Here is a 26,532-nt window from a genome sequence, read left to right on the forward strand (position 1 = left end):
AATTTATCTTTCTTTTGAACCGCTCGATTCTACCACCTACAAATTAAAATGAATAGCCGCAAGTCGCTCATATAGTGCGCAATCAGTCAGGATATACCCATATCTGCGATTTAATTTGATCAGATTGTAGATTAAGATAGCCACTGTTTAGGTAAGAATGTTAATCGGGCTAAATGATAGATATGCAAAATACGCAAAACGTCGACCATAACGAAATCCAAAAATTTTCTGAATTAGCATCAAGATGGTGGGATCTTGCTGGTGAATTCAAACCATTACATCAAATCAATCCTTTAAGAACAGATTATATCCAGCAACACTGTGAAGGCTTAAAAAACAAACAAGTTTTAGATGTCGGTTGTGGTGGTGGCATTTTAGCCGAGAGTATGGCCCGTCACGGTGCTCAGGTGACAGGCATTGATATGGGAGAAGCCCCTTTAGAAATTGCACGTTTACATGGTTTAGAATCGGGATTAAGTGTTGATTACCAACAGACCACCGCGGAAGAATTCGCCGCTAAACACCCAGCCCAATATGATGTGGTGACCTGCATGGAAATGTTAGAGCATGTACCAGATCCAAGCTCAGTGGTCAACGCCTGTTATCGATTAGTCAAACCAGGCGGACATGTATTTTTTTCGACCTTAAATAGAAATATTAAATCTTACTTGATGGCAATAGTCGGTGCTGAATACGTATTAGGGCTAGTACCCAAAGGTACCCACCAACACGATAAGTTTATTAAACCCTCAGAATTAATGTCATGGATAGATGACACACAACTACTAGTACAAAGAATGACTGGATTACATATGAATCCTATTAGCCAAGAATATTATTTATCCAATCAAAATGTTGATGTTAATTATATTATCCACTGCCGTAATAGTGATGACTAAATGTTAAAAAAACCCAATGCAATACTGTTTGACCTTGATGGTACTCTACTCGACACCGCAAAAGATTTAGGCAATGCACTTAATCAAATATTAAGTACATTAGGCCGCCCAACAGTCGCCCATGATACCTATCGTAACATTGCGTCTGATGGCGCCAAGGGCATGCTCGAATTAGGTTTTGGAGACGATCTAAAACACTTTGACTTTGACAAATTACGTCAACAATTTTTAGATTATTATGAAAATAATATCTGTGTCGACACCGATTATTTTATAGGCGTTGAACAGCTATTGTTAACACTCAATAAAAAAAATGTGCCCTGGGGCATTGTCACTAACAAACCAGAATTTTTGACGTTGCAACTTGTCACTGCATTTCCCCTATTAGAAAATTGTGCTGTAATTATTAGTGGTGATACCTTAAGCGAAAGAAAACCCCATCCTTTGCCTTTATTACATGCGGAAGAAAAGTTCGCGCTCACGGCGCCCAATACTTGGTATATTGGTGACGCTGAACGGGATATTCAATCTGCCAATGCCGCAAATATGATCAGTGTCATTGCCCAATATGGTTATATTTCTGATAAACAACAAACTGATGAATGGAATGCAGACCTTAGTATTCATAACCCTAGTGATTTATTAGCTTATTTTTAAGCCAAAAAATTAGACCTGATTTTATGAAAAACACGACATCTAGTGTTTACAGGTTACTTTACCCCCTATATATCGATAAATAATAAGCATCAGTTTTTTACATTAAAAAAATTTAATAAAAAAAATATCCCAAATATTGTCTTGCATTTCTATTAAACGCAACTCAAAAGGCGCTTTTAGGTGAGTCACTACTAACCTTTTATTCACTGCACCAAGATCGAACACAAAACCACCATATGTTGGGTTGCATTGGATCAAAAACCTCATTATCTTGTGTTCCGTTGAACACGAAAACACAATCAAAACAAACACACTAAAAACAGCATAAAATGTGTTCGTATCAACAAAGACAAAGGGCTTAGGGGTAAGCAACTCTAACATTGCATTTTCGCGCTAAATAAAAGTCATCTATACGACTTTATAGAATAAAAGAACGGCTAATACATGAATAACAACTTATACGTCACCAAACGCACCGGCGAACGTGAGATTATTGATCTGGAAAAAATCCATAAAGTAATCGAATGGGCCGCTAAAGGATTAAATAACGTTTCCGTTTCACAAGTTGAAATTAAGGCACATATTCAATTTTACGACGGCATAAAAACTGCCGATATTCACGAGACTCTTATTCGATCCGCTGCGGATCTTATTTCTACTGACTGTCCAGACTATCAATATTTAGCTGCGCGATTAGCCATATTCCATTTACGTAAAAAAGCCTATGGTCGTTTTGAACCGCCCGCTCTAGAAGACCATGTTAAAAGTATGGTTGCCAAAGGTAAGTACGATAAACATTTACTCGAAGATTACAGTGCCGAAGAATTCAATGAAATGAATGAATACCTCGATCATTGGCGTGATATGAATTTTAGTTATGCTGCCGTAAAACAACTTGAAGGTAAGTATTTAGTTCAAAACCGTGTGACCGGAGAGATTTACGAAAGTGCGCAATTCTTATATATATTAGTAGCTGCATGTTTGTTCGCTAATTATGAAAAAGACGTGCGTATGGACTACATCAAACGTTTTTACGATGCCACCTCCAAGTTTAAGATTTCATTGCCTACCCCTATTATGGCGGGTGTGAGAACCCCTACTCGCCAATTTAGCTCTTGTGTATTAATTGAAGCCGGAGACAGTTTAGATTCAATCAATGCGACAGCCAGCGCCATAGTCAAATATGTCAGCCAACGAGCAGGTATTGGTGTTAATGCCGGGCGTATTCGAGCCGTAGGTAGCCCTATTCGCGGCGGTGAAGCCTTTCATACAGGTTGTATCCCTTTTTATAAACATTTCCAAACCGCAGTTAAAAGTTGTTCACAAGGTGGTGTCCGAGGTGGTGCTGCCACCTTGTTTTATCCATTATGGCATTTAGAAGTTGAATCACTTTTGGTTTTGAAAAATAACCGTGGTGTAGAAGAAAACCGTGTACGTCATTTAGATTACGGGGTGCAATTTAATAAATTGATGTATACCCGTTTGATCAAAGATCAGCACATTACCTTATTCAGTCCGTCAGACACCCCTGGACTTTACGACGCGTTTTTTGCCGACCAAGATGAATTTGAACGTTTATATGTGCAATACGAAAAAGACGACAGCATCCGTAAAAAGCAGATTAAAGCCATAGAATTGTTTAGTTTATTTATGCAAGAGCGTGCCAGTACTGGACGTATTTATTTGCAGAATGTCGACCACTGCAATACCCACAGCCCATTTAACCCTAAATTGGCACCTGTGCGCCAAAGTAACTTGTGCTTAGAAATTGCGTTACCTACTAAACCTCTTGAACATGTCAATGACGAAAATGGCGAAATTGCCTTATGTACATTATCTGCATTTAACTTGGGTGCAATTGAAAGTGTCGACGAATTTGCTGAACTATCTGATTTAGCGGTTCGTGCACTGGACAACTTATTAGATTATCAAGATTATCCTGTTCCAGCGGCACTCAACGCCACTATGGGACGTCGTACTTTAGGCATAGGTGTGATTAATTTTGCGTACTACTTAGCCAAAAATGGAGTTAAGTATTCAGACGGAAGTGCAAATGGCCTAGTACATAAAACCTTTGAAGCCATGCAGTATCACTTAATGCGGGCATCTTGTAACTTAGCCAAAGAAAAAGGCGCTTGTCCTAAATTCAACGAAACGACTTATTTCCAAGGTTTAATGCCAACTGATACCTATAAAAAGGATCTAGATAAGATTTGTGATGAACCCTTGCACTGTGACTGGGATTCCCTCAGAGCTGACATCAAACAATACGGTTTACGTAACAGTACGTTATCGGCATTAATGCCCTCAGAAACGTCTTCACAAATATCCAATGCCACTAACGGAATTGAACCACCTCGAGGGCACATTAGTGTTAAGTCCAGTAAAGATGGTGTGTTAAAACAAGTTGTGCCTGAATATGAAAGACTAAAAGACAAATACGAGTTGTTATGGGACCTGCCGTCAAACGATGGGTACCTACAACTTGCTGGGATCATGCAAAAATTTGTAGACCAAACCATATCTGCCAACACCAGTTACGATCCAAATAAATACGAAGGTGGTAAAGTGCCGATGAAGTTGCTGCTTCAAGACTTGCTCACTAGCTACAAACTTGGCGTGAAAACCTTGTATTACCATAACACGCGAGATGGTGCCGACGATGCGACTCAGCAAGAACTGACTAGCCAAAAGTTTGTGCCAAAGGAAGTGGTAATAGAAGAAGATGACGATTGCGCGGGCGGCGCATGTAAAATATAACTTTAGAAGGCTGCTTAGGCAGCTTTTTTAAAGCTGGTTTGAATTTTTAATGGCAACAATAATTAATGAAATATACCACTTTTAATCAAGTAAATAATAACCCACTAACAGAACCGATGTTTTTTGGCAATCCGGTCAATGTGGCGCGTTATGACCAACAAAAGCATCATATTTTTGAAAAATTGATAGAGAAACAAATTAGCTTTTTTTGGCGCCCTGAAGAAGTTGATGTCAGCAAAGACAGAGTCGACTTTCAAAAACTAAGTGACTCAGAAAAACATATTTTTATTTCTAACTTAAAATATCAAACATTGCTCGATTCAATTCAGGGTAGAAGTCCAAATATCGCATTTTTGCCGATTATTTCTATTCCAGAATTAGAAACCTGGGTTGAAACATGGTCATTTTTTGAGACCATCCACTCGCGTTCGTATACGCACATTTTACGAAACTTATTTGGTGATCCCAGCAGTATTTTTGATGACATAGTTGAAAATGATGAAATCAAAAAACGTGCGGCAGACATTTCTCAATATTATGACGACCTCATTTTTGCTACTCAGCTTTGGCAAACATTAGGTGAAGGCACACACTTAGTAAAAGGAGTGAGTCATAAAATAACAATGCGTGAGCTTAAGAAAAAACTGTATCTATGCATGAATTCAGTGAATGCCTTAGAAGCGATACGTTTTTATGTCTCTTTTGCTTGTACCTTCGCCTTTGCAGAACGTGAATTAATGGAAGGTAATTCGAAAATCATTCGCTTAATCGCCCGAGATGAAAACTTACACTTGACCTCGACTCAACATGTTTTGAATTTATGGGCTAAAGGTAAAGATGATCCAGAAATGGCTGAAATTGCAGAGGAATGTAAAGAACAAGCGACACAGATATTCCTTAATGCCGTAGAACAAGAAAAAGAATGGGCCGCATTTTTATTTCAACATGGTTCAATGATTGGCCTAAATAAAGAAATTTTATGTCAATACGTTGAATTTATTGCCAACCATCGCATGTCGGCCATAGGTTTAGGGCAACCATTTGATGTAAAAAGCAACCCGCTTCCCTGGATGAATAATTACCTCAGTTCTGACAATGTGCAAGTTGCCCCTCAAGAATCGGAGATTAGCTCTTATTTAGTAGGACAAATTGACTCAGAAGTGAATGCCGATGATTTTGGTGATTTTGATTTATAAGCCTAGAAAAACTTGATTCTAGGATAAAGTAGATGAGTAACAACAACGACAGTTTTATCGTGACTATACAAGATCATAAAACTGTCGAACATCATTCGCCAAAAACCCTATTAGAAACTATCGAGCTTCAGCAAATTGAAATTCAGTATCATTGCCGTGAAGGTTATTGTGGCGCTTGTAGAAGTAAACTGATTAATGGAGAGGTAGAATACACCACAGATCCATTGGCGTTTATAGACGATGATGAAATTCTCCCCTGTTGCTGCATTCCTACTAGTAATATAACTATAGCAATAGGATAGTAATATTTGATTTAAGTCATCTATACCCTGCTTACATCAGCAACAAAGCACCGCTAATCAAAATTTACAGATCATATCCAGAAGTCAAACAATTGGCTTGCAGATCCTCAACAAACATTTGCTGAGGCTCAACAGGTCTATATTCTTTACTTATGCCCCTCATCTGCTCAGGAAAATCAAACTGAAACAGTTAACCTGCAACATTTTGATCGGCAATGTGTTGTGCCAACATACTCAATTCTGCCGCTTTAAACACATGTGCTTGTGTCATGGCATTTTCAGTCCGATTAATCACATCGAGAATAAGTTGCCCAAAATAAGGGAATCCACTATTTCCCAAGCAGTCTATTTCTTGTTCGCATTCGGTATTGGTTAAAAACAATTTTGAAGCAGGGGCTTGGCGAGCAACGTCATTATATTTTCGGCATTCGATATTACCATGTGTACCTAATATAAAGGTCCGCCCATCTCCCCAAGTGGCTTGTCCATCTGCAGTAAACCAATCAACCCTGGCATAAAATGATGCACCGTTGTCAGCTGTCATCGACATCTCACCAAAATCTTCCAATCCTACTTTATCTGGATTATTTAGATTACTGGCACGAGCATAATTGATCTTTGCATCACTGACACCTGCGTAAGTTAAAAATTGCTCCACTTGGTGTGAGCCTATGTCAGTTAAAATACCACCATAGGCGGCTTTATCAAAAAACCAATCAGGCCTTGTAGCTTTAGATAAGCGATGAGGAGCTAAGGTAATCACTTGTAACACCCGCCCTATCGCCCCAGATTTAATCAACTCACCAGCTTGCCATGCGGCTTCATTGTGTAAACGTTCAGCATAATACACTGCGTATTTTCGCCCTGTTTCTGCAACCACTGACTTAACTTCAGCCAATTGGCCTAGCGAGGTAAAGGGCGACTTATCGGTAAAATAATCTTTACCTGATTGCATCACTTTTATACCAATATCTGCACGTAAATTAGGAATGGCCGCACTAGCCACTATTTGTGTTTGTTTATCTTGCAAGATCTGCTCGAAAGACTCGGCAATTGTGACTTGTGGATACTTAGCACAAAAGTCAGCTAATCGTTTAGCGTCAGGATCGTATACATATTTAAGTGTGGCACCGGCCTGCACTAAACCATTAGTTTGTGCGTAGATATGCCCGTGATCTAAAAATGCCACAGAAAAGAAAAACTGATTTTCTTCTATGACTTTTTCTACTTTTCCTTCAGGACTATAATTAGCCCCGTCTTTAATATTGGGTGAAGATTTTTTTGAGGTCATGTTTTAGCCCAATTTTACATAGGTAGAATAAACAACACTGGTTAGTACAGTAACAATACAAATCAGCATTGCTAGATTGAACAAATGCCGCTTCAGACCTTCAGGCCTAGCAGCACCCAAGTAGTCTTTTTTGTTGTGTAAAACAGCCCAACCTATATAAGCAATAGGCAATAAAAATCCACAGATAGCCGAAGTAGGTAGTACCACATAGGCGCCCATAGTGGACCAAACAAATACACCTAAAACGGCTGGAGTAGGTGCTAATAGCGCCAGTTTGTATTTTAAGCTGCCTTCTTGCCAACCAAACATGGCGGCTGCCGCAGAGCCACAACACAACATGTGCATAACCAAAGAGCCTACCGCCATTCCCAGAATCCCAAAGGCAAAAATTAATCGGCTGGTAACTTCATCGAGCCCAGCTGACATAAACATTTTGCCTGCTTGTGTCGGGCTAAGTTTGCCCTGAATATCTAAATCGGAACCAAAAAATGCGCCTGCAGCGGCGATACTTATCAAGCTAGTGATCAAAATATAAGGAACCACTAAACCCATGCCAATATCGTAACGAGATAATTCAACATGCTCTGGGGTCCACTTTTTATGCAGCAAAGTAAAGCCGTAAATAAAAGTCATATTAATACCAACCGCACTGCCAAGGGCGGCCATCATCATAGTCACACCTTCAGATGTATCAGGCAGTGAACTAGGGATGTAACCGGCGAGCACCGCCCCCCAATTAATTTTATCGTTAAGGGACGCGCTGATCACAACCCAAGCGAAGGCGATAACAATAAGTCCGCTGAGTAACTTAATACCTGTCTCAAATAGTTTTACTGCGTTATGTTGACCACTTTTACCGTCCGCACCTTCATCGACTTGTTCACCATATTTCCAAGCAGTAAACGCGCACCCTGCCCAAACAATGATCGCCAGCAGTAATAAATACAGATCTCTTCCCAATTCGTTATCTTGATCGACATCAAAACCGCTGGATACTAAGATAATCTCTTCTAACATCCCGGCACTCAACGGATAGTGTGCGAATCCCCAAATAATACTCGAAGCAAAAGCGGCAATCGCCCAAGCCCAAGCAATACCGGGATTAACATGTTTTTTCATGGACTCGAAAGGAGACTTTTGACTCTGTAACGTTTGATAAGACAAGGCAAATAACATAATACAGCCAATAAGCATGGCGATAGGTTGTACCCATAAAAATTCGTAACCAAATACCGCACCTATAGTCAGTGACGTAACAGCACTGCCACCACCCAATGTCATGGCGCCTTGCAACCATCCTGGGCCACTCAGTGCCACATATTTAGGAATTCTGGCATACCAAGGTTTTTGTGCTAACGCTCGTAACGTTAAAACTTCTTCACTGGGCGCTTGGGATTCAAGAGTTTGACTCATCGGTAAGATGCCTCCATATCAATATTGGTTTTAATGTCTGACTTTTTTCGTAGTCCCGAGTGTTCGAGTTTTTCATCCAGAGCAGCCTGATATCCCAAACCATCAAGAGGGAAAGTGATCCGCTGACCACTCCATGCAGACCACAATATTCCGTTGGCGATAGCCAAAGAGTCGATACCTTGTATAGCGGGCGCAATTAACGGTTCTTGTTGTAAAATAGCTTGTACAAAATTGTTGATCACTATTGCATGCTGGTTGACAGACTCGCTAGGTGTAATGTCAACTTGCTGATTGCTGGGTTGACCAAACATATCCTTAGTTTCACTGTTGTACTGTGACGTTGAGGGTGAATTTTCTGTCAGTAATAACCTATCACCATCAAAGCTCAACATGCCTTTGTCACCAACTATGTCTAAACGATTCACGCCAGGGGCTTCCCCCGTGGAGCCAACAAATATCCCGGTGGCACCATTTTCATATTCAAAATAGGCCGTTGCTTCGTCTTCCACTTCTATATTGTGATACTTACCAAAACCACAAAAACCCTGAACCGCAATAGGCATGCCTGTTAACCACTGGAAAATATCGATATTGTGGATACATTGGTTCAACAACAAGCCTCCCCCTTCGCCACGCCAAGTAGCACGCCAGTCAGACACTTGAAAATATACTTCAGGTCGAAACCAGTTGGTCATTGTCCAGTGAGTACGCTGTAACTCGCCTAGAGTACCTGCATCCATCACACTCTTCATTTTGGCAAACACCGGGGCAACACGCTGATTAAGCATTAAAGCAAAAACCTGTTCGGCTCCCGTAGCAGCGAGTAACGCTTGCCCTTGTGCAATAGACAAACCTAAAGGTTTTTCCATCAACACATGCAATCCCTTTTGCAAGGCATAAAGACCCATCTCTAAATGACTCATAGTGGGGGTCGCGATCAGCACTGCATCACACAGCCCAGAATCAATCAATTCACGATAATCATTAAAATGTGTAGCGTTAATCTGAGTTGCCAAAGGGCTCTCACCTCTGGAAGCCAGTGCAGTAATCACGCAGTGTTGAACCGCACCGCTTTGAATATGTTTAATATGCTGTTGGCCAATATTGCCTAGGCCAATCACCCCTAATCGTAAATCACTCATAACTTCTTTCTTCTTTTTAAATACGCGTCATGCACTAAGCAATTAGCCATAGCTTGTCTTTCAGTACTTTAACTACGTCTTTATTAGTTTATTATCCAAGGCCAAAAACTATCAAAACGAATTCAGATAATGAGCTAGCCAGGATGCAATATGTTACGCCAGAATTATGGCTGTAATTCTTTTTCGGTATAGGGCACTTGTCTATTGCTAGTTTCTTTGCGTAAGGCTTCAAATACACTTTTAGACACATAAGATGACGTATTACCCCAATTATTACGGATATAGGTACTGACATCGGCCAACTCTTGATCTGTAAGGTTGGCGCTAAAACCAGGCATTATCATGCTACCGTTGTACTTGGTACCATTAACTTGTATTGGCCCCATCAAGCCACTTAACAATATTTTAGCTAAACGATGCTCTGACTCTGTGACCCATTCACTTGCTAACAATGGCGGTCCCATATTGTCGATACCTTTGCCGTCTTTGCCATGACAACCAAAACAGCTAGCCTTACCGTCATAAATAACCTGACCGCGATTGTAACTATCCCGCTCGTAGTCAGGCAGATTAAGAGAATTACTGTCTACTAGATCTTTTTGGCCAACTCGATTTAACATTGCAATAAAATCATCGTTTTCAAAATCAGTGAGTAATGCTTTAAACGCTTCCTCACGGCCTGCTAAACCACTGATGGCCGCTTCTTTCACCCAAGGTTTATCGGCATATTCAATCAATACCTGTTTTAATGCTAACAAAGCCCGCGGCGATTTAACTTCCCCCGCAACTAAGGCTACTTGTATCCCCAGTTCGTAACCCGAGGACGCAAGTTTTATTAAATTCTCAGCTACCTCAGCATGATCTGAAACTGGTAAATGTGAACTTAATTCAATTGCAGATACTTTTACTTTTGGATGAATATCTGTCAGTCCCGTCTCAATAACAGACAAATCTAATGCGTCCAGACCTTCTAACGTCCATAACGCATTAATTCTGACTCTATGGTCTTCACTGGCACTCAATAATTTTTTAATTGCAGGTACAACGGACATATCACCTTGTTGCACAATTAATTGACGCGCCATATCTCGCCACCAAGCATTACTGTGACTGAGGTGTTTAACCCATTGCGCGGGCGTTTGCTGTGACATCTTGGGCTGTTCGCCTAAGGCATTATCTTTCCAACGCAATCGATAGATACGACCCATTGAACGATTATTTTTATCTAACCCTCTTGATTCATATTGTTTGCGTAAATAGGTAGTGAGAAATTCTTTATGCTGGATAACCCCATGATACATATCAACAATATACAAAGACCCATCTGGCGCAGTATTGAGGTTTACAGGACGAAAGCGTTCATCGGTAGAAGTTAACAATTCAGATTGAGGATAAATATCCACACCTTCCAATGCCCCAGGTGTTTCTACTACCCTTCGAGCTGAAATAAGATTACCCGCAGGCTCTGGCGTAAAAGAAACGCCGTAAAAATCTTCTGGAAATTGATCACCACGGTATAATTGATTACCGCTAGCTGCAGTGAATGACGCTAACTTGCCCTTGTTGTCACCCTCAGCAACTAAAATGTTGGGTAAATACGCCCGATTCACACCAGGGTTAACACGAGCTGGGTAGACACGTTTAGTGCCAATATTATTTGCTTTAACTGGCTTTTGGAAACCGGGGTTTTTCATCAACGAGCCTGGACGTAAATACTCCCCTTGTGCAGGTGAACTGTTACCATTGTGGTATAAACGCCCGTAGTCGTCAGAGCTTAACCCCCACTGACCGCGAAAGTCGGTCGTAGCAACCACCATTTTCCAATATTTATTTCGATAAATTTCTTCAGCACCTGCAGGTACAGCAGCGTTTAGGTTTAATACTCGGTATTTACGGTTACTTTTTGTGTTGTAATACCAATTATCAAGGGCATACAACATACCGTTTGGTTTGTGTTCTATATTGCCGCCTTCGGCGTAAGTAGGGTCGACCACTTCATGTAGGCCAAGTTTGTCACCAGCGAGCACCTCAGCAAAATATAACTGTTCTTGGTCGGCATATAAGATCCCACCTTTTACCATAGACACTGTTCTAGGCAGTATGACGTTATCAAGGAAAACGGTGCGTTTATCGACTTGACCGTCACCATCAGTATCTTGTAAAACGGCAATGCTTCCTTCTGGAAGTTCTTCATTATTACCATCAAGATCCGGCATAAAGGTCAACATTTCAGCTACCCAAATACGCCCATCTGAATCAAAGGCAATATCGATAGGACTCGCCACTAAAGGTTCAGCCGCGACGTTTTCCAGTACAAAGCCCGGTTGTATTTGCATCGACGATAAGGCCTGTGGCACTGTCAAAATGGGTGCAGGTGGAATTTCCTCAGGAGCCAAAGGCGCAGTCATAACATGACCAGGGCGGTCTCCCTTATTTTTTGATTTTACGCTATCTTGCGACGCCATAGTCAACGAGCTAGTTACAATCAAACACAGTGAACATACCGCCCATCCAGTAATATTTTTCATAGCTAATCCAATTCTCTTATAGTTACATTTCTAAAGCGCACCACGTTATCGGTTTTACCCGTGTCTTGTAGTTTTTTGCTACCATGGTGTTGCAGTCCAATGAGTCCTTCAGCATCTTTAGTATCTATTACATGGGTAGTTAAAATATCGTTTAAATAAATTTTAATATTGCTGCCCCTACACTCAATACGATACTGATTCCATTCTCCGGGTTTATAAGCATTGCCTTGTTGTTCTGTCCACTCACTTAAAACACTGCGAATAAAATGATGATCTGGATGAGAACGTGTTGCATGAGTTGGATATAACCAATCACGTCTTGCTTGATCGTACAATCCCCCACTCCACTTACGCGCCGATGGATCCACTTCAGCCTGATACCCTGCGGCTTCATGGTAGCCATCTTGTGTGGGTTTGAGCTGTGCACGAAAAATAATGCCAGAATTAGAGTATTCCGTTACAGCAGGCATTTTCACTTCCGCTTTAAACACAAAGTTTTTGTAGGTTTTTTGGGTCAATAAAAAGAAATTACCAATTGAGTTAAGCTCAATCACATCGCCAACCACTTCAGCTTTACCATAAGCATATACATTTTGAAATTGGCTAAGCTGAGGGTCGATTAACGACACCTCTTCGGCTAGCACCGAAGGAGCCAAGCTGGCTACTAGCAAACCACAAACTACACTCTTAATAGCAATCATAATATTTTAAATTAACTCCAAAAATCGAAAACGCTCAAAAACCCACCAAAAGTAAATTCATTTAACACTTAGGCAACATTCAGTTCGAATAATACATTGGGTGACACCGGTGTCAAATATAAATACAATAAAATTTATTCAGTACATTGTTTTGCTTATTTATTTAACTGAATCACTATTTTAAATCATTTTACTAAGGACATAGATGCACACAGTCGAGTGAACCTAAGGATTTATAATACTCACAGCTAGCAAAGGCTTAGAATATGTGCATCTTAACCTTACCACTGAGCCGGCTTTTACAGCCAGTATTGCAATACAAACACAGGCAACCAATGGAGAGTTACCCTTTTATCGCTAATATTCGCGATCATGGTTATTGACACCGGTATCAACAACATCTATAAATAAACCCAATCGGCGAAAGTGTGGATGAGTTAAAATGTTTAGAAATAGTAGGACTTAGTGCAATAGTTCACTTATCTAGTGTAAATATAGATAAAATATAACGACACCTTTCCCTTACCACTTGACCAAAACGGATGACTCTTGAATGAAATCAGCAACCATTACTGATGTAGCGAAACACGCGGGTGTTTCAAAGAAAACGGTTTCAAGAGTCATTAATCAAGAAGCTAACGTCCGTGCAGAAACCAGAAACAAAGTACAAGTATCAATCGCAGCATTAGGCTTTAAACGTAATCCCTTAGGCATGGCTCTCGCCAAAAACCGCTCCTTTTTTATTGCTTTATTATCAGATAACCCAAGCCCAGGTTATTTGATGAAGCTACAGGAAGGAATTTTGCAGAGTTGTACTGAAGAACAAATGGGGCTATTCGTCTATGACTGTAGCTACCGTTCTCAAAGCTTAGCAAAAGAAATTGAAATGCTCATTGAAAACACCCTTGTAGATGGTTTTATTTTAACGCCACCTTTATGCGACAAAGTAGAATTACTTGAAATGTTAGATGCTAAAAACATTAACTACATCAAAATCGCCCCTAAGGATTTCCAAAGTGGTGAATCTATTGTGTTTAATGGGACTAAGGGCAGTTATGAGATGACCAAGTATCTAATAACATTGGGTCATAAAGACATCGCTTTTATTCTTGGTCACCCCGATCAAGAGTCAGCAAGACGCAGTGAAACAGGTTTCCGAAAAGCGTTTAAAGAGGCAAACCTAGACGTAAATGAAGCATTAATAGTGCAAGGTTATTATACTTATCAATCAGGTATTGATGCAGCCTCTGTGTTACTTAATAAAACCCCGCGACCGACAGCAATATTTTCTGCTAATGATGAAATGGCAGTCGGTGTTTTATACCAAATACAGAGTCAAGGTCTACGTGTGCCAGATGACATATCTATTTGTGGCATCGATGACATTTCTATCACCACTAAAGTTTGGCCCCATATTACTACTATGCGTCAACCGCTTCTGTCCATTGGTTACCAAGCAGCCAGTATGTTAATTAAAAGACTCAAAAACAAAAAGTCAGGGATACCCCCAATGGGCGAAGACGAAGCCCGGATCGTTGACGGTGAGCTGGTTATTCGCGATTCCACTATCAGTATTAAATAAGCTGAACTTGGGAACATATTAAATTTATTACAGCACTAAAATGCAGCGGTGTTATTAATCAATTAACTGGTAATCTCTTTTCAAGATTTGGATAATTTCTTCTTTAGGGTTGCTACTCAGTATTAGCGTTTTTCCAGTTATTTTCTCGGCGATATCAATATAAGTTTTCGAAACCTGCATCAATACCTCTTCTGGTAACGCATTATCTCTAGCCAAATTTTGGCGCTCTGGCATACGCTCTTTATTTAGTAAAATATCAGGATCAGGGAAATGACTTAACAATAATTGCCGAAATCCTTCTTTAGAATTTTCAACTACCCTACCCTGCGCATATTGCTGTGCATCCCAAATTCTAGATGAATCTGGCGTGCCCACTTCATCCATATAAATCAACTTGTTATTGCCATCTAAATCTTTGACATAACCAAATTCAAACTTGGTATCCACAAACACTTGTCCCAACTGTGCCAAAGCCTGACTAATTAAAGCAAAACCTTCAGTGAGTAGTTTTTCATACAGTGACACATCACTTTGCGCTTTAAAGTTAAAAGCATGGTGGTTATCTAGGATATTTTGCCGAGTAATATTCACATCGTCGGCTTCAGGTACATTAGGAATGCCTTTTAAAATACCTTTTGTTGAAGGGGTCATCAATAAATTGGCTAATTTACTGTCTTGAGTGAGCCCCTCTTCAAGTTGAATACCACAAAAATTCCTTTCACCTTTTTCGTAAGCCCGCCACATAGAACCTGTGATGTATTGGCGGCAAATCGCTTCAATCATCACGGGTTGTGCCTTTTGTACAATCCATACAAAAGGATGGGGAATATCCAGAATATGACTGTCGGCCAAACCTTGTTGTTTAAATAACTTAAACCAATGATTAGAAATCGCATTTAACGCGGCGCCTTTTCCTGGTACGCCTAACATGCCACCTTCACCGTGCCATATACAATCAAAGGCGGAGATCCGGTCGCTGATGACCATTATGGCTAATGGTGTATCAATAGGCACAGGATAGGCTTTGTTTTCAATTAAACGGCGACTGTCTTGTTCAGTTAACCAATAAACAGAGCGTACTTTTCCGCTATGTACCGGTAAATCTGTACGAATAGGCAGGTCATTGTTAACCGATAAAATTGAATCCGCAATCGACATACAATGCCAACTCCTTAATGTGAAGAATGTAGAAAACGTGAATAATGCTTACTGTGAAAAACTGCTCTGGCTGCGCTAACAACCAGAGACAACTCAACTAAATATCTAGATCGTCAGCCGACATGGTCTTCGAAAACTTGGGGTACAAATCTGTTAGTTTATTCACTAAGAAAGGTTTGCTCTCATTATCTAATAATGTGATTGAAGTTTTCTGCCCCACAGCTACCACTTTGATGCGATATTCTTCGATGTCTAAATCAAACTGATTTTTATCACTTGACCAGATATTGCTCCACCAACCATCTTCAGAGCCATTATATTTAACAAACAACAAGCCGTTTGATTTATCAAAATCTTTTACATCAAAACCTAACTTTCTCAACACAAGTAACAATCTTGGCCAAGTGACTTCATAATCGGCAGCCACAACAAATGCTGGTTCCCCGTCACTATCAAAGCCTAATTCCATCGGCAAACCCTCTCGAATTTGACGATAACGTTTAACGCTAGCGACTTGTGTTTCAAATTCATAGTGCTTAACGACTTTATTGAGCACATCAATTTCGTTACGTCTTTTATCTTTTGCTTGGGTTATCTCTGAACTTTCGGGATCCAATTTTTCTTTGTATTCAACTAAATCGACACTGAGTGCCGCAGACCTACCGTGGGTCTTTTTCTGTAATGAAAATTCAAAACGTTGGCCAACAGTACGTTCTGATTTAGACCAGCTGTACCATTTATTGTATTGACTCTCATCCCAAACCATCCAGTCTGTGATCAAACGTTGGTTATCTTTGTCAAACATCTCAACGCCAATCCCCTCAGTTTCTAAAAAGCGGATCAACGAATTCCAGACTGCAGTATCTAAAGGAACGGCATCATCTACTTGGTCGAACCAAACAGTCGCGTTTTTTGAGCCTTCTTCTATATGGGAGCCAGCCACAATTGGCAACACCAAGGAAGGTGATAACACACTCAATTTTTTGCCCATGGCAGTCAGTGGTGCATTTTCACCTAAATCAGGGAGTTTATAGGAATCATTAAATTTTGGCTGATCCACATCTTCTGGAATTTTAATTTTTTGGCCTGGTTGCTCTTTGATATATTCAAATGAACCACTGGCTATTTCTCTTTCTTCTAATGAACTACAGGCGGATAATACTGTGGCTGTTATCACACCAATTAGTTGAAACTTATAGGTCATGCTATCTCCTTAAGATAATACGCCAGAACTGCGCATGACTTGTTCGATACGATTTTGGCTAGCTAGTTCCGATTCAACTAGAGGTAATCGTAAAAAAGCTGAATTAGTCAGCCCCATTTTGTATAACGCCCACTTGGGTAACACAGGGTTCGGCTCGATAAACAACGCACTATGTAAACCACAAATTTGTTTATCTATTTTTTCTGCCAACTGGAAATCCTTCGCCAAAGCCGCATTACACATATCAGCCATTTGTTTTGGCACAATATTAGCGGTCACAGAAATGACCCCATGTCCACCATTCGCAAGAAACTCACAACCGCTTAAGTCATCACCGCTTAATAATACAAAATCCTCTGAGACAAGTTTTTGTGTTGCCTTTAAGCGCGCAATATCACCTGTCGCATCCTTTAAGCCAACAATCTTGGGATGGCTAGCCAACTCTGCCACTGTCTCCGGTAACATGTCAGCCACTGTGCGGCTAGGCACGTTGTATAACAATACCGGTAAGTCAGTCGAATCAGCTACGGCCTTAAAGTGCGCGACTAAACCTTTTTGTTGTGGCTTATTGTAATAAGGCACAACACTTAGAAACCCTTCAATGCCAGTATTAGACATTTGTTCGCTCAAAAAGATGGCTTCTGAGGTCGAGTTAGCGCCGCTTCCAGCAATGACAGGTATTTTCCCTTGGGCATACTCTACAGTGCGTTTGACTACTTCAATATGTTCAGAAAAGGGTAAAGTCGCAGACTCACCAGTGGTACCAACAGACACTATGCCATGAGACCCATTTTGAATATGAAAATCAACGAGCGCCTTCAATGACGGATAATCTATTTCACCGTTATCATACATTGGCGTAATTAACGCCACAAAACTGCCAGTAAACATGTGCACTCCCCAAAAATTAGCGCCTAATGGTAAAGATCTGGCCCCCTAAAAACAAGCATTGAATGGTGCATTTAGCAGATTAGAATTGAAACTGGATCAACCCACCCACAATCATGTATGTTATAGCCAATTTTAAAGCAACGATTTGGTTAAAAATGCAGCAGCAACTTATCATTACCATACTAGGTTCAGACCAATTTGGCGTATTGAGCACTTTGGCAGACACAGTAACTGGGGTGGGATGCAATATTTTGGATAGTCGCCAAGCCATTTATGGCCAAGACTTTTCCCTGACTATGATTATCGAAGGTAGTCAAAGTGCGATAACCCAAGCAGAGTGTTTATTGCCACAAACTTGTCAGAAGCACAATTTATTGTCGATGATGAAACGCACCAAAAAACATTGCAAACAAAATCTCGAACACTTAGCGGATGTTATCATTCGTGGTGAAAGTACACCTGGGTTGATAGATCAAATCACTGAATTTTTCAATCAGCATCATATTTCTGTTAGCGCATTCAGATTAAAGTTTCTAGATAAAGACGAAAATGACGCCACCAACGAAAAACCCATGAAGTGCAAAATGGTGATTTCAATCCCTCACGAGCTCGAAGTTGAAAAAATTGAGTATGCACTTCAAGAATTGTTACAACCACTACACTTATTAGGTTCAATTAAACCAAATCATTAAAACCCTTGTACTATTGATTAGACAAATAATTTAAGGCTATTTTTATGCAAATGCTTAAAGCGGGTGATCTTGCTCCGCAATTTTCTTTACCAAATGAAAACAACCAAACAGTGTCGTTAAGCGACTTTAAGGGTAAAAAAGTATTGATTTATTTTTACCCTAAAGCCATGACCCCTGGCTGTACTATTCAAGCGCAAGGTCTAAGAGACAGCCAAACATCATTGGCTGCACTCAACGTTGAAGTATTAGGAGTGAGCCCTGATGCTGTTAAAAGGCTGCCGAAATTTATTGAGAAAGAAAACCTCAACTTTTCACTTTTGTCTGATGAAGATCATGCAGTAGCCGATGCATTTGGCGTCTGGGGATTAAAGAAATTTATGGGTAAAGAATACGACGGCATACATCGTATTACGTTTTTGATTGATGAAAACGGAAAAATTGAACATGTATTTGATAAATTCAAAACCAAAACCCATCACGAAGTGGTTTTGGCCTATTTACAAAACTAATTACTAGCGACTACCTACTATCCACTAATTACTACCTACTAGTTTCTAGTGTCTAGTTTCTAGTGTCTACCAACTAACGCCTAGTTAACTCGGAGCCGAAACGATTCGGCTCCTTTTAGACTAAATTTCAGGCTCTAATTCTTTGGGACTTGACCACGCATTTACCACAGCTTTCACTAACGTTGCTAGAGGGATAGCAAAGAATACGCCCCAAAACCCCCACAATCCGCCAAAGAATAACACCGCAATAATAATATACACCGGATGCAGACTTACCGCTTCTGAAAACAATATAGGAACAAGCGCATTGCCGTCTAAGGCCTGAATAATGCCGTAAGCAATCATCAAATACCAAAAATCGGGGGTCAGTCCCCATTGAAACAGAGCCACTATCGCTACGGGGATAGTTACCACAGCCGCACCTATATAGGGGATCAGTACTGAGAAACCGACCAACACGCCTAGTAGCAGCGCATAACGTAAGTCCATAAACGCAAAAGTCACTGCCGATACTGTACCCACAATCACAATTTCAATTACCTTTCCACGAATATAGTTGGCTATTTGTAAGTTCATTTCAGAACCCACTTGTTTAATGAGACGACGTTCGCTGGGTAATAATGCCGAAAGATTCGCTACCAGCATAGCTTTGTCTTTCACCATAAAAAAGACCATCAAAGGCACTAAAATCATATAGATTAGCAGGGCACCTAAGCCTCCCAAAGAACTGAATGACGCAGACAATAATTGCTCGGCAAGCACCACAACCCTTTCATTTATGCTATCCAATACATCTTGAATTTGCGTCAACTGCACAAGATCTGGATAAGTTTCAGGTAAGGTTAATAACCACACTTGGCCTTGTTGCCAAATTTGTGGCATTTCTTTAATCAGATTAATACTCTGTTGAGCAACAACAGGTACTAGTCCTACAAAGGTCAAAATTGAGACACTAATAAAGGCAAATAACACTAATACTGTGGTGTAGCCACGAGATAAACCTAATTTACATAATTGTACAACTGGCCAATCTAACAAATACGCGATAACAGCGGCCACTATAACGGGCATTAAAATGCCGCCCCAAACCGCCAATAACAATGAACTGATAAGTAACAGCAACAACAGCATCATTGAGTCGGGATCTGAAAATTTTCGCTTATACCAACGTTCAAAAACGGTTAACATCTATGGTCCTTGTTATTAATTGGGTATCACCAACTTATAGATTGGTGAAAGTTGAATTTCATCTATATGATGGGGACATTATTGCACAACCCTAGGCTAATCAAATAGCGATAAGAGTAGATTACACAAATAAAAGAGAGGTTGTTTTTGCAATTAGATTGGACAAGTCATTTTGGTAACGTAAAAGCTATTTTACAGCTGAAAAAATCCCTTAATTTAGGAGAGATCCCCGATCATTTTCAAATCGTAGCCAATAAATTATTAGAGCTTGAAGGGACCTTTACCGATGGGTTTGATAACAATATTAAATATTTGCTGAATAAAAAAAATTGGAATTTAACCAATTGTAAGCAAGGTAAACCACCTATAGTGCTTAAAACGCACTGTAATCAATACGCATTTGATTTACATTGTTTTCCTGTTGTTAACGACGAACCTCAGGCCATGATTAAACCTTTTGACTGTAATTCCCCCTTTAAGGAATTTAATCCCAGCAGTTTAGGTCCTTTACTTAGTATCCCAAAACTTAGCGACTTTATGAGCGTGACGATTCGTTGCGGTGATGAGGCTGATATGGAATTACTCAAGTATGCCCATATGTTACTCGAACAATTACTTGAGTTATTGAGCACATCGTTACAAGTTGTTGAGAATAGTGGGCAGTCTATTCAAGAGGTATTTTTGTCTATTGAACAACAATTAAAAACCATTAAAACGGCCTAATGCTTAGGTAAAATTGAACTAATGGACTGCAAATTGATCCATAATAAACAGCAGTATTAACTAATCCATACTGTCATGAAAATTAATAACCTTAAATTAGACGTAATCTATGATAAAACCTATTGCTAACACCGTTATTTCTGCCTTAAGCATTTTCCTTTTAGGCACCATGTCTGTTAGCGCAGCAAATAAAAAAAATGACTTACCGGAAATAGGCGTAGTGGCGTCTAGCGCAATTAGCCTAGATAAAGAGGTCTTAATTGGTGATGCACTGATGCGTCAGCTTCGTGGTCAAGCCCCTATTATTAATGATCCATTGTTGGATGAGTACATCCAAGATCTTGGTAATCGTTTGGTAGCACAGGCAGACAATGTAAAATTTCCCTATAAATTTTTTATTATTAATAGTCCGGAAATCAATGCCTTCGCGTTTTTTGGTGGTCATATCGGCATACATACTGGACTTATTTTTAACGCCAGAAACGAGTCTGAACTAGCCTCTGTATTGGCTCATGAAGTCAGTCACGTAACACAGAGGCACATCGCCCGAAGTATCGAAGCACGGCAAAAATCATCACCTTTACAAATAGCCAGTCTACTAGGCAGTATCCTGCTAGCTGTAGCTAATCCAGAAGCGGGCATGGCGGCGATATCAGTAACAAATGCAGCATCGGCACAATCCTCCATCAATTACACTAGACAAAATGAACAAGAAGCAGACAGAGTAGGTATTAAAATTTTAGCTGAAGCGGGTTTTGACCCGAATGGTGCAAGCAGTTTTTTCGGCATTTTGGCTGAAAAAAATCGCCTTAAATCAACTCCGTTAGCGTTTTTACTAACTCACCCTTTACCGGAATCACGGATTGCCGATGCACGGACACGAGCCGCGTCTTTTAGACCACGGGATATACCTGAAAGTATCACTTTTCATTTAGCAAAATCGAGAATTTTAGCTCGCTATTACGCTAATCCCAAACGTAATATCGAATACTTTTCTGATTTACTTAAAAAACAACGTTATGTTTTTAAACAGGCGGCTGAATATGGTTTAGCTTTGTCTTATTTAGCCAATGAAGAATTTGAACCCGCCTTAAAATTGATTGACGGATTATTAGAAAAAAGTCCAGACAACTTATTTTACCTAGATACCTACACTGATATTGCGATTGAAATGAATCAGCAACAAAAAGCTATCGACAGATTATCGGCGCAGATTTCCCACGCACCTTTCAACAGGGTTTTAACTTTGAACTTGGCGAATGTCCTAATCAAAACACGAAACTTTGAAAAAGCAACATCACTATTAAGGGACTATTTACTCGTCAATCCCGATAACATGTTAGCCTACAATTTGCTCTCAGACGCTTACCAAAGTAGTGGCCAGAAACTAGAGATGCATCAGGTAAAGGCCGAATTGTTTGCCTTAGTCGCATCTTACCCAAGAGCGATTGACGAATTACATACTGCCTATAACTATGCAAATGACCGCAAAATTGAACAGCAACGCATTAGAGCCAGAATAGAACAATTTAGAACCGCCCAGGAGCGCTTACAAACCCTTTAATAAATTGATGGTTTGCAGCAGTTTTTCGGCACTTTGTTCACCTTTTAGTTGTTGTTGCACTTTGCCGTCGGCATCAAGAATATAAGTGGTCGGCAAACTGTTGGGTGGCTGGTCCCATGGCATAGAATGAATCTCATCGATGACCGGAAACTGGATATTATATTGCTGTTGCAGCACAATAAGTTTGTCGCTACTTAATGGATCAAAACTCACAGCAAAAATATCTATCTCATTCTTATGTAGTTGGTAGAAATGGTTTAATTCCGGCATTTCTCGTAAACAGGGTGCACACCATTCCGCAAAATAATTGACAACTTTCCATTTTCCTTGGGGGTTACTCCAACGATAGCCATTTCCATCAACAGATGTAAAATCGACTTTCAACGCTTGCTGAGTCCACAAACCTAATACCAAAGCTACTAACGCAGCCAAAATAATGACAATTTTTTTCAAAATAACAACGTCCTAAATGTGCGTTACTCTCGTAACCCATTAAATAAAATGTAGAATACTACGTCTCAATACTAAATCTTATTCGAAGTGAAAAAAATTTATGTCTGATTTAAACATATTACATAATCCTAGATGTTCAAAAAGCCGTCAAACCCTGCAATTACTAAATGACAAAGGCTTTGAACCGCACATTATTGAATATTTGAAAACGCCCATAAGTGCAGATGAACTAGCACAAATTATTTCCCAATTAGGCTTTTCTTCAGCCAGACAATTAATGCGAAAAGGGGAAGACACATACAAATCCCTCAATTTAGCGGATGCCACCTTATCCGAAGCGTATCTCATAGAGGCCATGGTAAATAACCCCAAATTGATCGAACGACCAATAGTGAGATGCAAGGGTAAAGCCGCAATTGGTCGCCCTCCCGAATCTGTTTTGGATATTTTATGAGTCAAGTGGTACTGATTTTGTATTACAGTCGCCATGGTGCTACACAAGCGATGGCAAACAGCATTGCACTGGGTGTTGAAAGAGTAGGCCTTGAAGCTCGCTTACGCTGCGTGCCTGAAGTAAGTAACAATTTAACTGACATACAAAATGCTGTACCTGATTCAGGTGACCCTTATGTTGTAAAACAAGACTTAGATGACTGTTGTGCATTGGCGCTAGGTAGCCCAACCCGTTTCGGAAATATGGCTGCGCCTTTAAAATACTTTTTAGATGATACCAGCGCGCAGTGGTTAGCCGGCACATTAGAAAACAAACCTGCTTGTGTTTTCACATCAACATCGAGTATGCATGGCGGCCAAGAAACAACCCTGCTAACTATGATGATACCTTTACTACACCATGGCATGATTTTGTGTGGACTCCCCTACTCTAACCCTGAGTTACATACCACTCGGTCTGGTGGAAGTCCTTATGGCGTGACACATTTAGCCCAAGGCGACAGTAAAAACAAACTCACCACAGAAGAACAAAAATTGTGTATTGAACAAGGTAGAAGACTAGCGACATTAGCAGCGAAGCTGGGGAACTGACCTGAATTGCTGATAAGTAACACCACTTAGAACTGGCGTTACTGCGGTGTTTTTCATTGGTTTACACTGCTTAGCCCTATAACAGGTGCATTGATAGCAATAGTCCTATCAGTACTTACCCTTAAAATATAGTATCGAAAACAATAAGGTAAAATTTCACTTTAATAGTTAAAGAAAAATTGACCCTTCAACATTTTTACCCGAACTCAGGTTAACTAACATGACATTTAGCAGCACTTTTTTTCGAAAACTAACTTTAAGCAGTTATTTATTATTAATTGTTTGGTTAGTGGTTTGGCATTTTGTATTAACTATAGATAAGCCCACGTCTACTGTGTTTACTGTATTATTTTGGATAGTCCCTATCTTATTGCCTGCTAAAGGGCTAATAGCAGGAAAACCCTATACCTATGCATGGACCAATTTTATCGTCATGTATTATTTGTTACATGGCTTAACCGCAGTTTATGCCGTTGAGGGTGAAAGGTTATACGCTTTAATTGAAATTATATTGTGTTGCTTATTATTTACTGGTTGTAGCTTTTATGCGCGTATTAGAGGACGTGAACTTGGCTTGGGTATTCGCAAATTAAAAGAAGAGCTACAAGAAGAAAAACAAGCGTTTGAAAGCCTGAAACCTAAAAATCAAAAATAGCCTTAACAAAAGGTATGGTTAATTTGCGTTGTTGCTGCATTGATTGCTGATCTAGAATATCCAGTGATTCAATCAAGGCTGGCATATCTCGTTGCCAATGATTGATGAGGTATTTCGCCACGTCTTTCGACATGTTCAATCCCCGGTGCTGGGCTTTAACGATTAAAGCCTCTTGCCGTTGTGTATCAGTCAATGAATATAGCTGGAAACTTGTGCCCCAAGAAAGTCTAGAGATGAGATCTGGCAACTCTAATGTTAATTGATTCGGCGGTTGATTACCTGTAATCACCAAGCAGCTGTCATTTTGTTCTTTGACTTTATTGATTAAATCAAATACTGCTATTTGCCAGCCACTGTCACCCTGTAATTTTTCAATATCATCTAAGCAAATTAAGCGGTATTGCTCAAGACCTTGAAGCACATCAGGTGACATCTGTTGTTTTTCGTTGAAGCTCAAATAGACACTACTCTGCCCAGCTAGCTCCGCCTGTTGGCAAGTAGCATACAACAAATGGCTTTTCCCCAAACCAGAATCAGAAAACAAATAGGTTAGCCAATTCGTGTGCTTATCCGTTTCAAATTGCCTAAACAACTCGGTTAAGTGGCTACAAACTTGCGCATTTTTACCGGGAATAAAACTGGCAAATGATTCTGTATCTTTTAAACCAATTGGCAATGTCAGTTGATTACTTACTTGACCCAAAAGAACTCCAAACCAAGTATAGGCTGACCAAAATCATCAACTACTGGTCTAATCTTACTGTCCAAACTTAGGGCATTGGTTAAGTCTTCAATGTCACCTAATAAATCCAATTCAAAGGTTGCTCTTGAGCCTTGCTGTTTAATCAAAATAACGTCATTAACCACACTCATGTTTTCTAATGACCTTAACGCCAAACTATAATAATTAAGGGAGTCTATATTGTTGACGACTATTTGAACTTTAGAATCCGAGCGGTCAATTTGAGCAAGATCAATAGCATATTTCGAAGATAACTGATCCGCTAAGGCATCTATCAGGCGTTCTGCAATATTTAACTGGCTATCACCTTGGACTTGTCCAGCCAATAATCCGCCTCCTTCTAACATGGTCCAATCGGCTGACCATGATAACGCCGCCTTGCCACTATTTTGACTGCTATCTGATGCTTGACTAATTGTAGATGGGTAAATTCTTGCTGACAGAATCGAAGGAACAACATAACGCTCACTGGCTTTAGATATTTGAGTACTGAAACCACCCCAAATATCGTACACTCGCAACGTTTGAATATCATCAAGATCCCATAAAGGAAACATTAAGCTAATACCCCTTTGCGCCGCGCGAACCTTTAATTGTTGATAGATGTCTGAGAATTCGGCATGGGTTGCCATTTGTCTGGGTGAATCACCCGAAGTTTGGATCGCTAACCAAATTAAAGAATCAGGTCGTCTTTTATCCCAAACGGGAAAACCTGCGTTTCGAATAGCGTTTTCCACTCTTTGGGGATCAAAACTTATCACCAAAAATAACTGTGATTCTACTTTTTCATAACTGTATGACCTGACAAAACGTGTAGCCTTTGTCAATGCACTTCTAATTTTTTGATTAGATAATAAGTCAGTATTCCCCCGCACTTTAACAAGCACTTGTTTTAGGGCAAGACTAAACGCATTATTTTGTGTGGTCTGAGACTGATTATCTACAGCTATTTTAGCATCGTATAAATCTTCTATAACCGCTGCTTTAACGTTCTGCCAGCTGACTAGCCACACAAGCAATAACACTAGTAACACAGGGTTTATTTTTATTGGCATCAGGGCCAATTCTCCTCAAAACATATTTTTTTAAAATTTCTAAACACTATTGTCTTTTATTTGCGAACAAAATTCATCAATTGTTTATCGAACTATATACTCAAACCACCTAAAAATAATATTTTCAGTGTAATTTGCGCATATATGTCAATATCTGTCATTGGTATTATTTGTGCAAGCTGC

Annotated in this window: 26 protein-coding genes; 13 read left to right on the plus strand and 13 right to left on the minus strand. The window is 40.0% G+C overall.

Going from position 1 to position 26,532, the window contains the following annotated elements:
• Nucleotides 1-182: 182 nt before the first annotated feature.
• Both ubiG and AAC000_RS19395 read left to right on the plus strand, forming a co-directional pair.
• The gene (gene ubiG, locus AAC000_RS19390) at nt 183-899 is read left to right on the plus strand and encodes a bifunctional 2-polyprenyl-6-hydroxyphenol methylase/3-demethylubiquinol 3-O-methyltransferase UbiG (RefSeq protein ID WP_339725103.1); all 717 of its coding nucleotides are present in this window, start codon (nt 183-185) and stop codon (nt 897-899) included.
• On the plus strand, nt 900-1,556 hold the full coding sequence (locus AAC000_RS19395; RefSeq protein WP_339725104.1) for an HAD-IA family hydrolase: 657 nt from the start codon (nt 900-902) through the stop codon (nt 1,554-1,556).
• A gap of 102 nt (nt 1,557-1,658) precedes the next feature.
• On the opposite strand, the gene AAC000_RS19400 is transcribed toward AAC000_RS19395, so the two are convergent.
• Nucleotides 1,659-1,823, minus strand: coding sequence for a hypothetical protein (locus AAC000_RS19400; protein WP_339725105.1), 165 nt, complete (start codon nt 1,821-1,823; stop codon nt 1,659-1,661).
• Between the two features lie 177 nt (nt 1,824-2,000).
• Here AAC000_RS19400 and nrdA point away from each other — a divergent pair, with 177 nt between their 5' ends.
• The 3 genes from nrdA (at nt 2,001) to yfaE (ending at nt 5,814) form a co-directional block, all read left to right on the plus strand.
• Nucleotides 2,001-4,316 (plus strand): class 1a ribonucleoside-diphosphate reductase subunit alpha, encoded by a 2,316-nt coding sequence (gene nrdA / locus AAC000_RS19405; protein WP_339725106.1) that lies wholly within the window; start codon nt 2,001-2,003, stop codon nt 4,314-4,316.
• Nucleotides 4,317-4,381: 65 nt separating this feature from the next.
• On the plus strand, nt 4,382-5,512 hold the full coding sequence (gene nrdB, locus AAC000_RS19410) for a class Ia ribonucleoside-diphosphate reductase subunit beta (RefSeq protein ID WP_339725107.1): 1,131 nt from the start codon (nt 4,382-4,384) through the stop codon (nt 5,510-5,512).
• Nucleotides 5,513-5,544: 32 nt separating this feature from the next.
• Nucleotides 5,545-5,814: a class I ribonucleotide reductase maintenance protein YfaE gene (gene yfaE / locus AAC000_RS19415; RefSeq protein ID WP_339725109.1), complete on the plus strand. Its 270-nt coding sequence runs from the start codon at nt 5,545-5,547 to the stop codon at nt 5,812-5,814.
• Between the two features lie 190 nt (nt 5,815-6,004).
• Here the strand turns inward: yfaE and AAC000_RS19420 are convergent, their stop codons facing one another.
• From AAC000_RS19420 to AAC000_RS19440, 5 genes are all read right to left on the minus strand, one after another.
• Nucleotides 6,005-7,105, minus strand: coding sequence for a Gfo/Idh/MocA family oxidoreductase (locus AAC000_RS19420; RefSeq protein WP_339725110.1), 1,101 nt, complete (start codon nt 7,103-7,105; stop codon nt 6,005-6,007).
• Nucleotides 7,106-7,108: 3 nt separating this feature from the next.
• Entirely contained in the window at nt 7,109-8,518 is a 1,410-nt protein-coding gene (locus AAC000_RS19425) for a divalent metal cation transporter (protein WP_339725111.1), read from the minus strand.
• On the minus strand, nt 8,515-9,660 hold the full coding sequence (locus AAC000_RS19430) for a Gfo/Idh/MocA family oxidoreductase (RefSeq protein WP_339725112.1): 1,146 nt from the start codon (nt 9,658-9,660) through the stop codon (nt 8,515-8,517). Before AAC000_RS19430 ends, AAC000_RS19425 begins: the two co-directional genes overlap by 4 nt.
• A gap of 164 nt (nt 9,661-9,824) precedes the next feature.
• Nucleotides 9,825-12,188 carry a PVC-type heme-binding CxxCH protein gene (locus AAC000_RS19435; protein ID WP_339725113.1) on the minus strand — a complete coding sequence of 788 codons (2,364 nt, stop codon included), beginning with the start codon at nt 12,186-12,188 and terminating at the stop codon, nt 9,825-9,827.
• Between the two features lie 2 nt (nt 12,189-12,190).
• The gene (locus AAC000_RS19440) at nt 12,191-12,889 is read right to left on the minus strand and encodes a DUF1080 domain-containing protein (protein ID WP_339725114.1); all 699 of its coding nucleotides are present in this window, start codon (nt 12,887-12,889) and stop codon (nt 12,191-12,193) included.
• A 553-nt stretch (nt 12,890-13,442) separates the two neighbouring features.
• Between AAC000_RS19440 and AAC000_RS19445 the strand changes: the two genes are divergently transcribed.
• On the plus strand, nt 13,443-14,471 hold the full coding sequence (locus AAC000_RS19445; RefSeq protein ID WP_339725115.1) for a LacI family DNA-binding transcriptional regulator: 1,029 nt from the start codon (nt 13,443-13,445) through the stop codon (nt 14,469-14,471).
• Nucleotides 14,472-14,525: 54 nt separating this feature from the next.
• Here AAC000_RS19445 and AAC000_RS19450 read toward each other — a convergent pair whose 3' ends face one another.
• The 3 genes from AAC000_RS19450 to dapA all read right to left on the minus strand — a co-directional run bounded on the left by AAC000_RS19450 (nt 14,526) and on the right by dapA (nt 17,724).
• Nucleotides 14,526-15,629, minus strand: a complete 1,104-nt coding sequence (locus AAC000_RS19450; RefSeq protein WP_339725116.1) for a phosphoribosylaminoimidazolesuccinocarboxamide synthase — start codon at nt 15,627-15,629, stop codon at nt 14,526-14,528.
• A gap of 97 nt (nt 15,630-15,726) precedes the next feature.
• The gene (gene bamC, locus AAC000_RS19455; RefSeq protein WP_339725117.1) at nt 15,727-16,833 is read right to left on the minus strand and encodes an outer membrane protein assembly factor BamC; all 1,107 of its coding nucleotides are present in this window, start codon (nt 16,831-16,833) and stop codon (nt 15,727-15,729) included.
• A 9-nt stretch (nt 16,834-16,842) separates the two neighbouring features.
• A complete protein-coding gene (gene dapA, locus AAC000_RS19460) occupies nt 16,843-17,724 on the minus strand; it encodes a 4-hydroxy-tetrahydrodipicolinate synthase (protein WP_339725119.1) in 882 nt (293 codons plus the stop codon).
• A 113-nt stretch (nt 17,725-17,837) separates the two neighbouring features.
• On the opposite strand from dapA, the gene AAC000_RS19465 reads away from it, so the two are divergent.
• Entirely contained in the window at nt 17,838-18,416 is a 579-nt protein-coding gene (locus AAC000_RS19465) for an ACT domain-containing protein (RefSeq protein WP_339725121.1), read from the plus strand.
• A 44-nt stretch (nt 18,417-18,460) separates the two neighbouring features.
• Complete coding sequence (gene bcp, locus AAC000_RS19470; RefSeq protein ID WP_339725123.1) at nt 18,461-18,925, plus strand: thioredoxin-dependent thiol peroxidase; 465 nt, start codon at nt 18,461-18,463, stop codon at nt 18,923-18,925.
• Nucleotides 18,926-19,045: 120 nt separating this feature from the next.
• On the opposite strand, the gene AAC000_RS19475 is transcribed toward bcp, so the two are convergent.
• Entirely contained in the window at nt 19,046-20,113 is a 1,068-nt protein-coding gene (locus tag AAC000_RS19475) for an AI-2E family transporter (RefSeq protein ID WP_339725125.1), read from the minus strand.
• Between the two features lie 147 nt (nt 20,114-20,260).
• Between AAC000_RS19475 and AAC000_RS19480 the strand changes: the two genes are divergently transcribed.
• Both AAC000_RS19480 and AAC000_RS19485 read left to right on the plus strand, forming a co-directional pair.
• Nucleotides 20,261-20,836 (plus strand): hypothetical protein, encoded by a 576-nt coding sequence (locus tag AAC000_RS19480; protein WP_339725127.1) that lies wholly within the window; start codon nt 20,261-20,263, stop codon nt 20,834-20,836.
• A gap of 109 nt (nt 20,837-20,945) precedes the next feature.
• Nucleotides 20,946-22,400 carry a M48 family metalloprotease gene (locus tag AAC000_RS19485; protein WP_339725129.1) on the plus strand — a complete coding sequence of 485 codons (1,455 nt, stop codon included), beginning with the start codon at nt 20,946-20,948 and terminating at the stop codon, nt 22,398-22,400.
• On the opposite strand, the gene AAC000_RS19490 is transcribed toward AAC000_RS19485, so the two are convergent.
• Entirely contained in the window at nt 22,386-22,853 is a 468-nt protein-coding gene (locus AAC000_RS19490; RefSeq protein WP_339725130.1) for a TlpA disulfide reductase family protein, read from the minus strand. The two genes, AAC000_RS19485 and AAC000_RS19490, sit on opposite strands and share 15 nt — an antisense overlap.
• Before the next feature lie 100 nt (nt 22,854-22,953).
• On the opposite strand from AAC000_RS19490, the gene arsC reads away from it, so the two are divergent.
• From arsC to AAC000_RS19505, 3 genes are all read left to right on the plus strand, one after another.
• Nucleotides 22,954-23,307, plus strand: coding sequence for an arsenate reductase (glutaredoxin) (gene arsC, locus AAC000_RS19495; protein ID WP_339725131.1), 354 nt, complete (start codon nt 22,954-22,956; stop codon nt 23,305-23,307).
• The gene (wrbA, locus tag AAC000_RS19500; RefSeq protein ID WP_339725132.1) at nt 23,304-23,897 is read left to right on the plus strand and encodes an NAD(P)H:quinone oxidoreductase; all 594 of its coding nucleotides are present in this window, start codon (nt 23,304-23,306) and stop codon (nt 23,895-23,897) included. The genes arsC and wrbA overlap by 4 nt, the downstream gene beginning before the upstream one ends.
• Nucleotides 23,898-24,117: 220 nt before the next feature.
• Nucleotides 24,118-24,552: a DUF2069 domain-containing protein gene (locus tag AAC000_RS19505; protein WP_339725133.1), complete on the plus strand. Its 435-nt coding sequence runs from the start codon at nt 24,118-24,120 to the stop codon at nt 24,550-24,552.
• Here the strand turns inward: AAC000_RS19505 and hda are convergent.
• Both hda and AAC000_RS19515 read right to left on the minus strand, forming a co-directional pair.
• Entirely contained in the window at nt 24,536-25,255 is a 720-nt protein-coding gene (gene hda, locus AAC000_RS19510; protein WP_339725134.1) for a DnaA regulatory inactivator Hda, read from the minus strand. The genes AAC000_RS19505 and hda overlap by 17 nt on opposite strands.
• Nucleotides 25,243-26,349: a DUF2066 domain-containing protein gene (locus tag AAC000_RS19515; RefSeq protein WP_339725135.1), complete on the minus strand. Its 1,107-nt coding sequence runs from the start codon at nt 26,347-26,349 to the stop codon at nt 25,243-25,245. The genes hda and AAC000_RS19515 overlap by 13 nt, the downstream gene beginning before the upstream one ends.
• Nucleotides 26,350-26,532 lie beyond the last annotated feature (183 nt).

It is taken from the genome of uncultured Paraglaciecola sp., assembly GCF_963977085.1.
Taxonomy (GTDB): Bacteria; Pseudomonadota; Gammaproteobacteria; order Enterobacterales; family Alteromonadaceae; genus Paraglaciecola.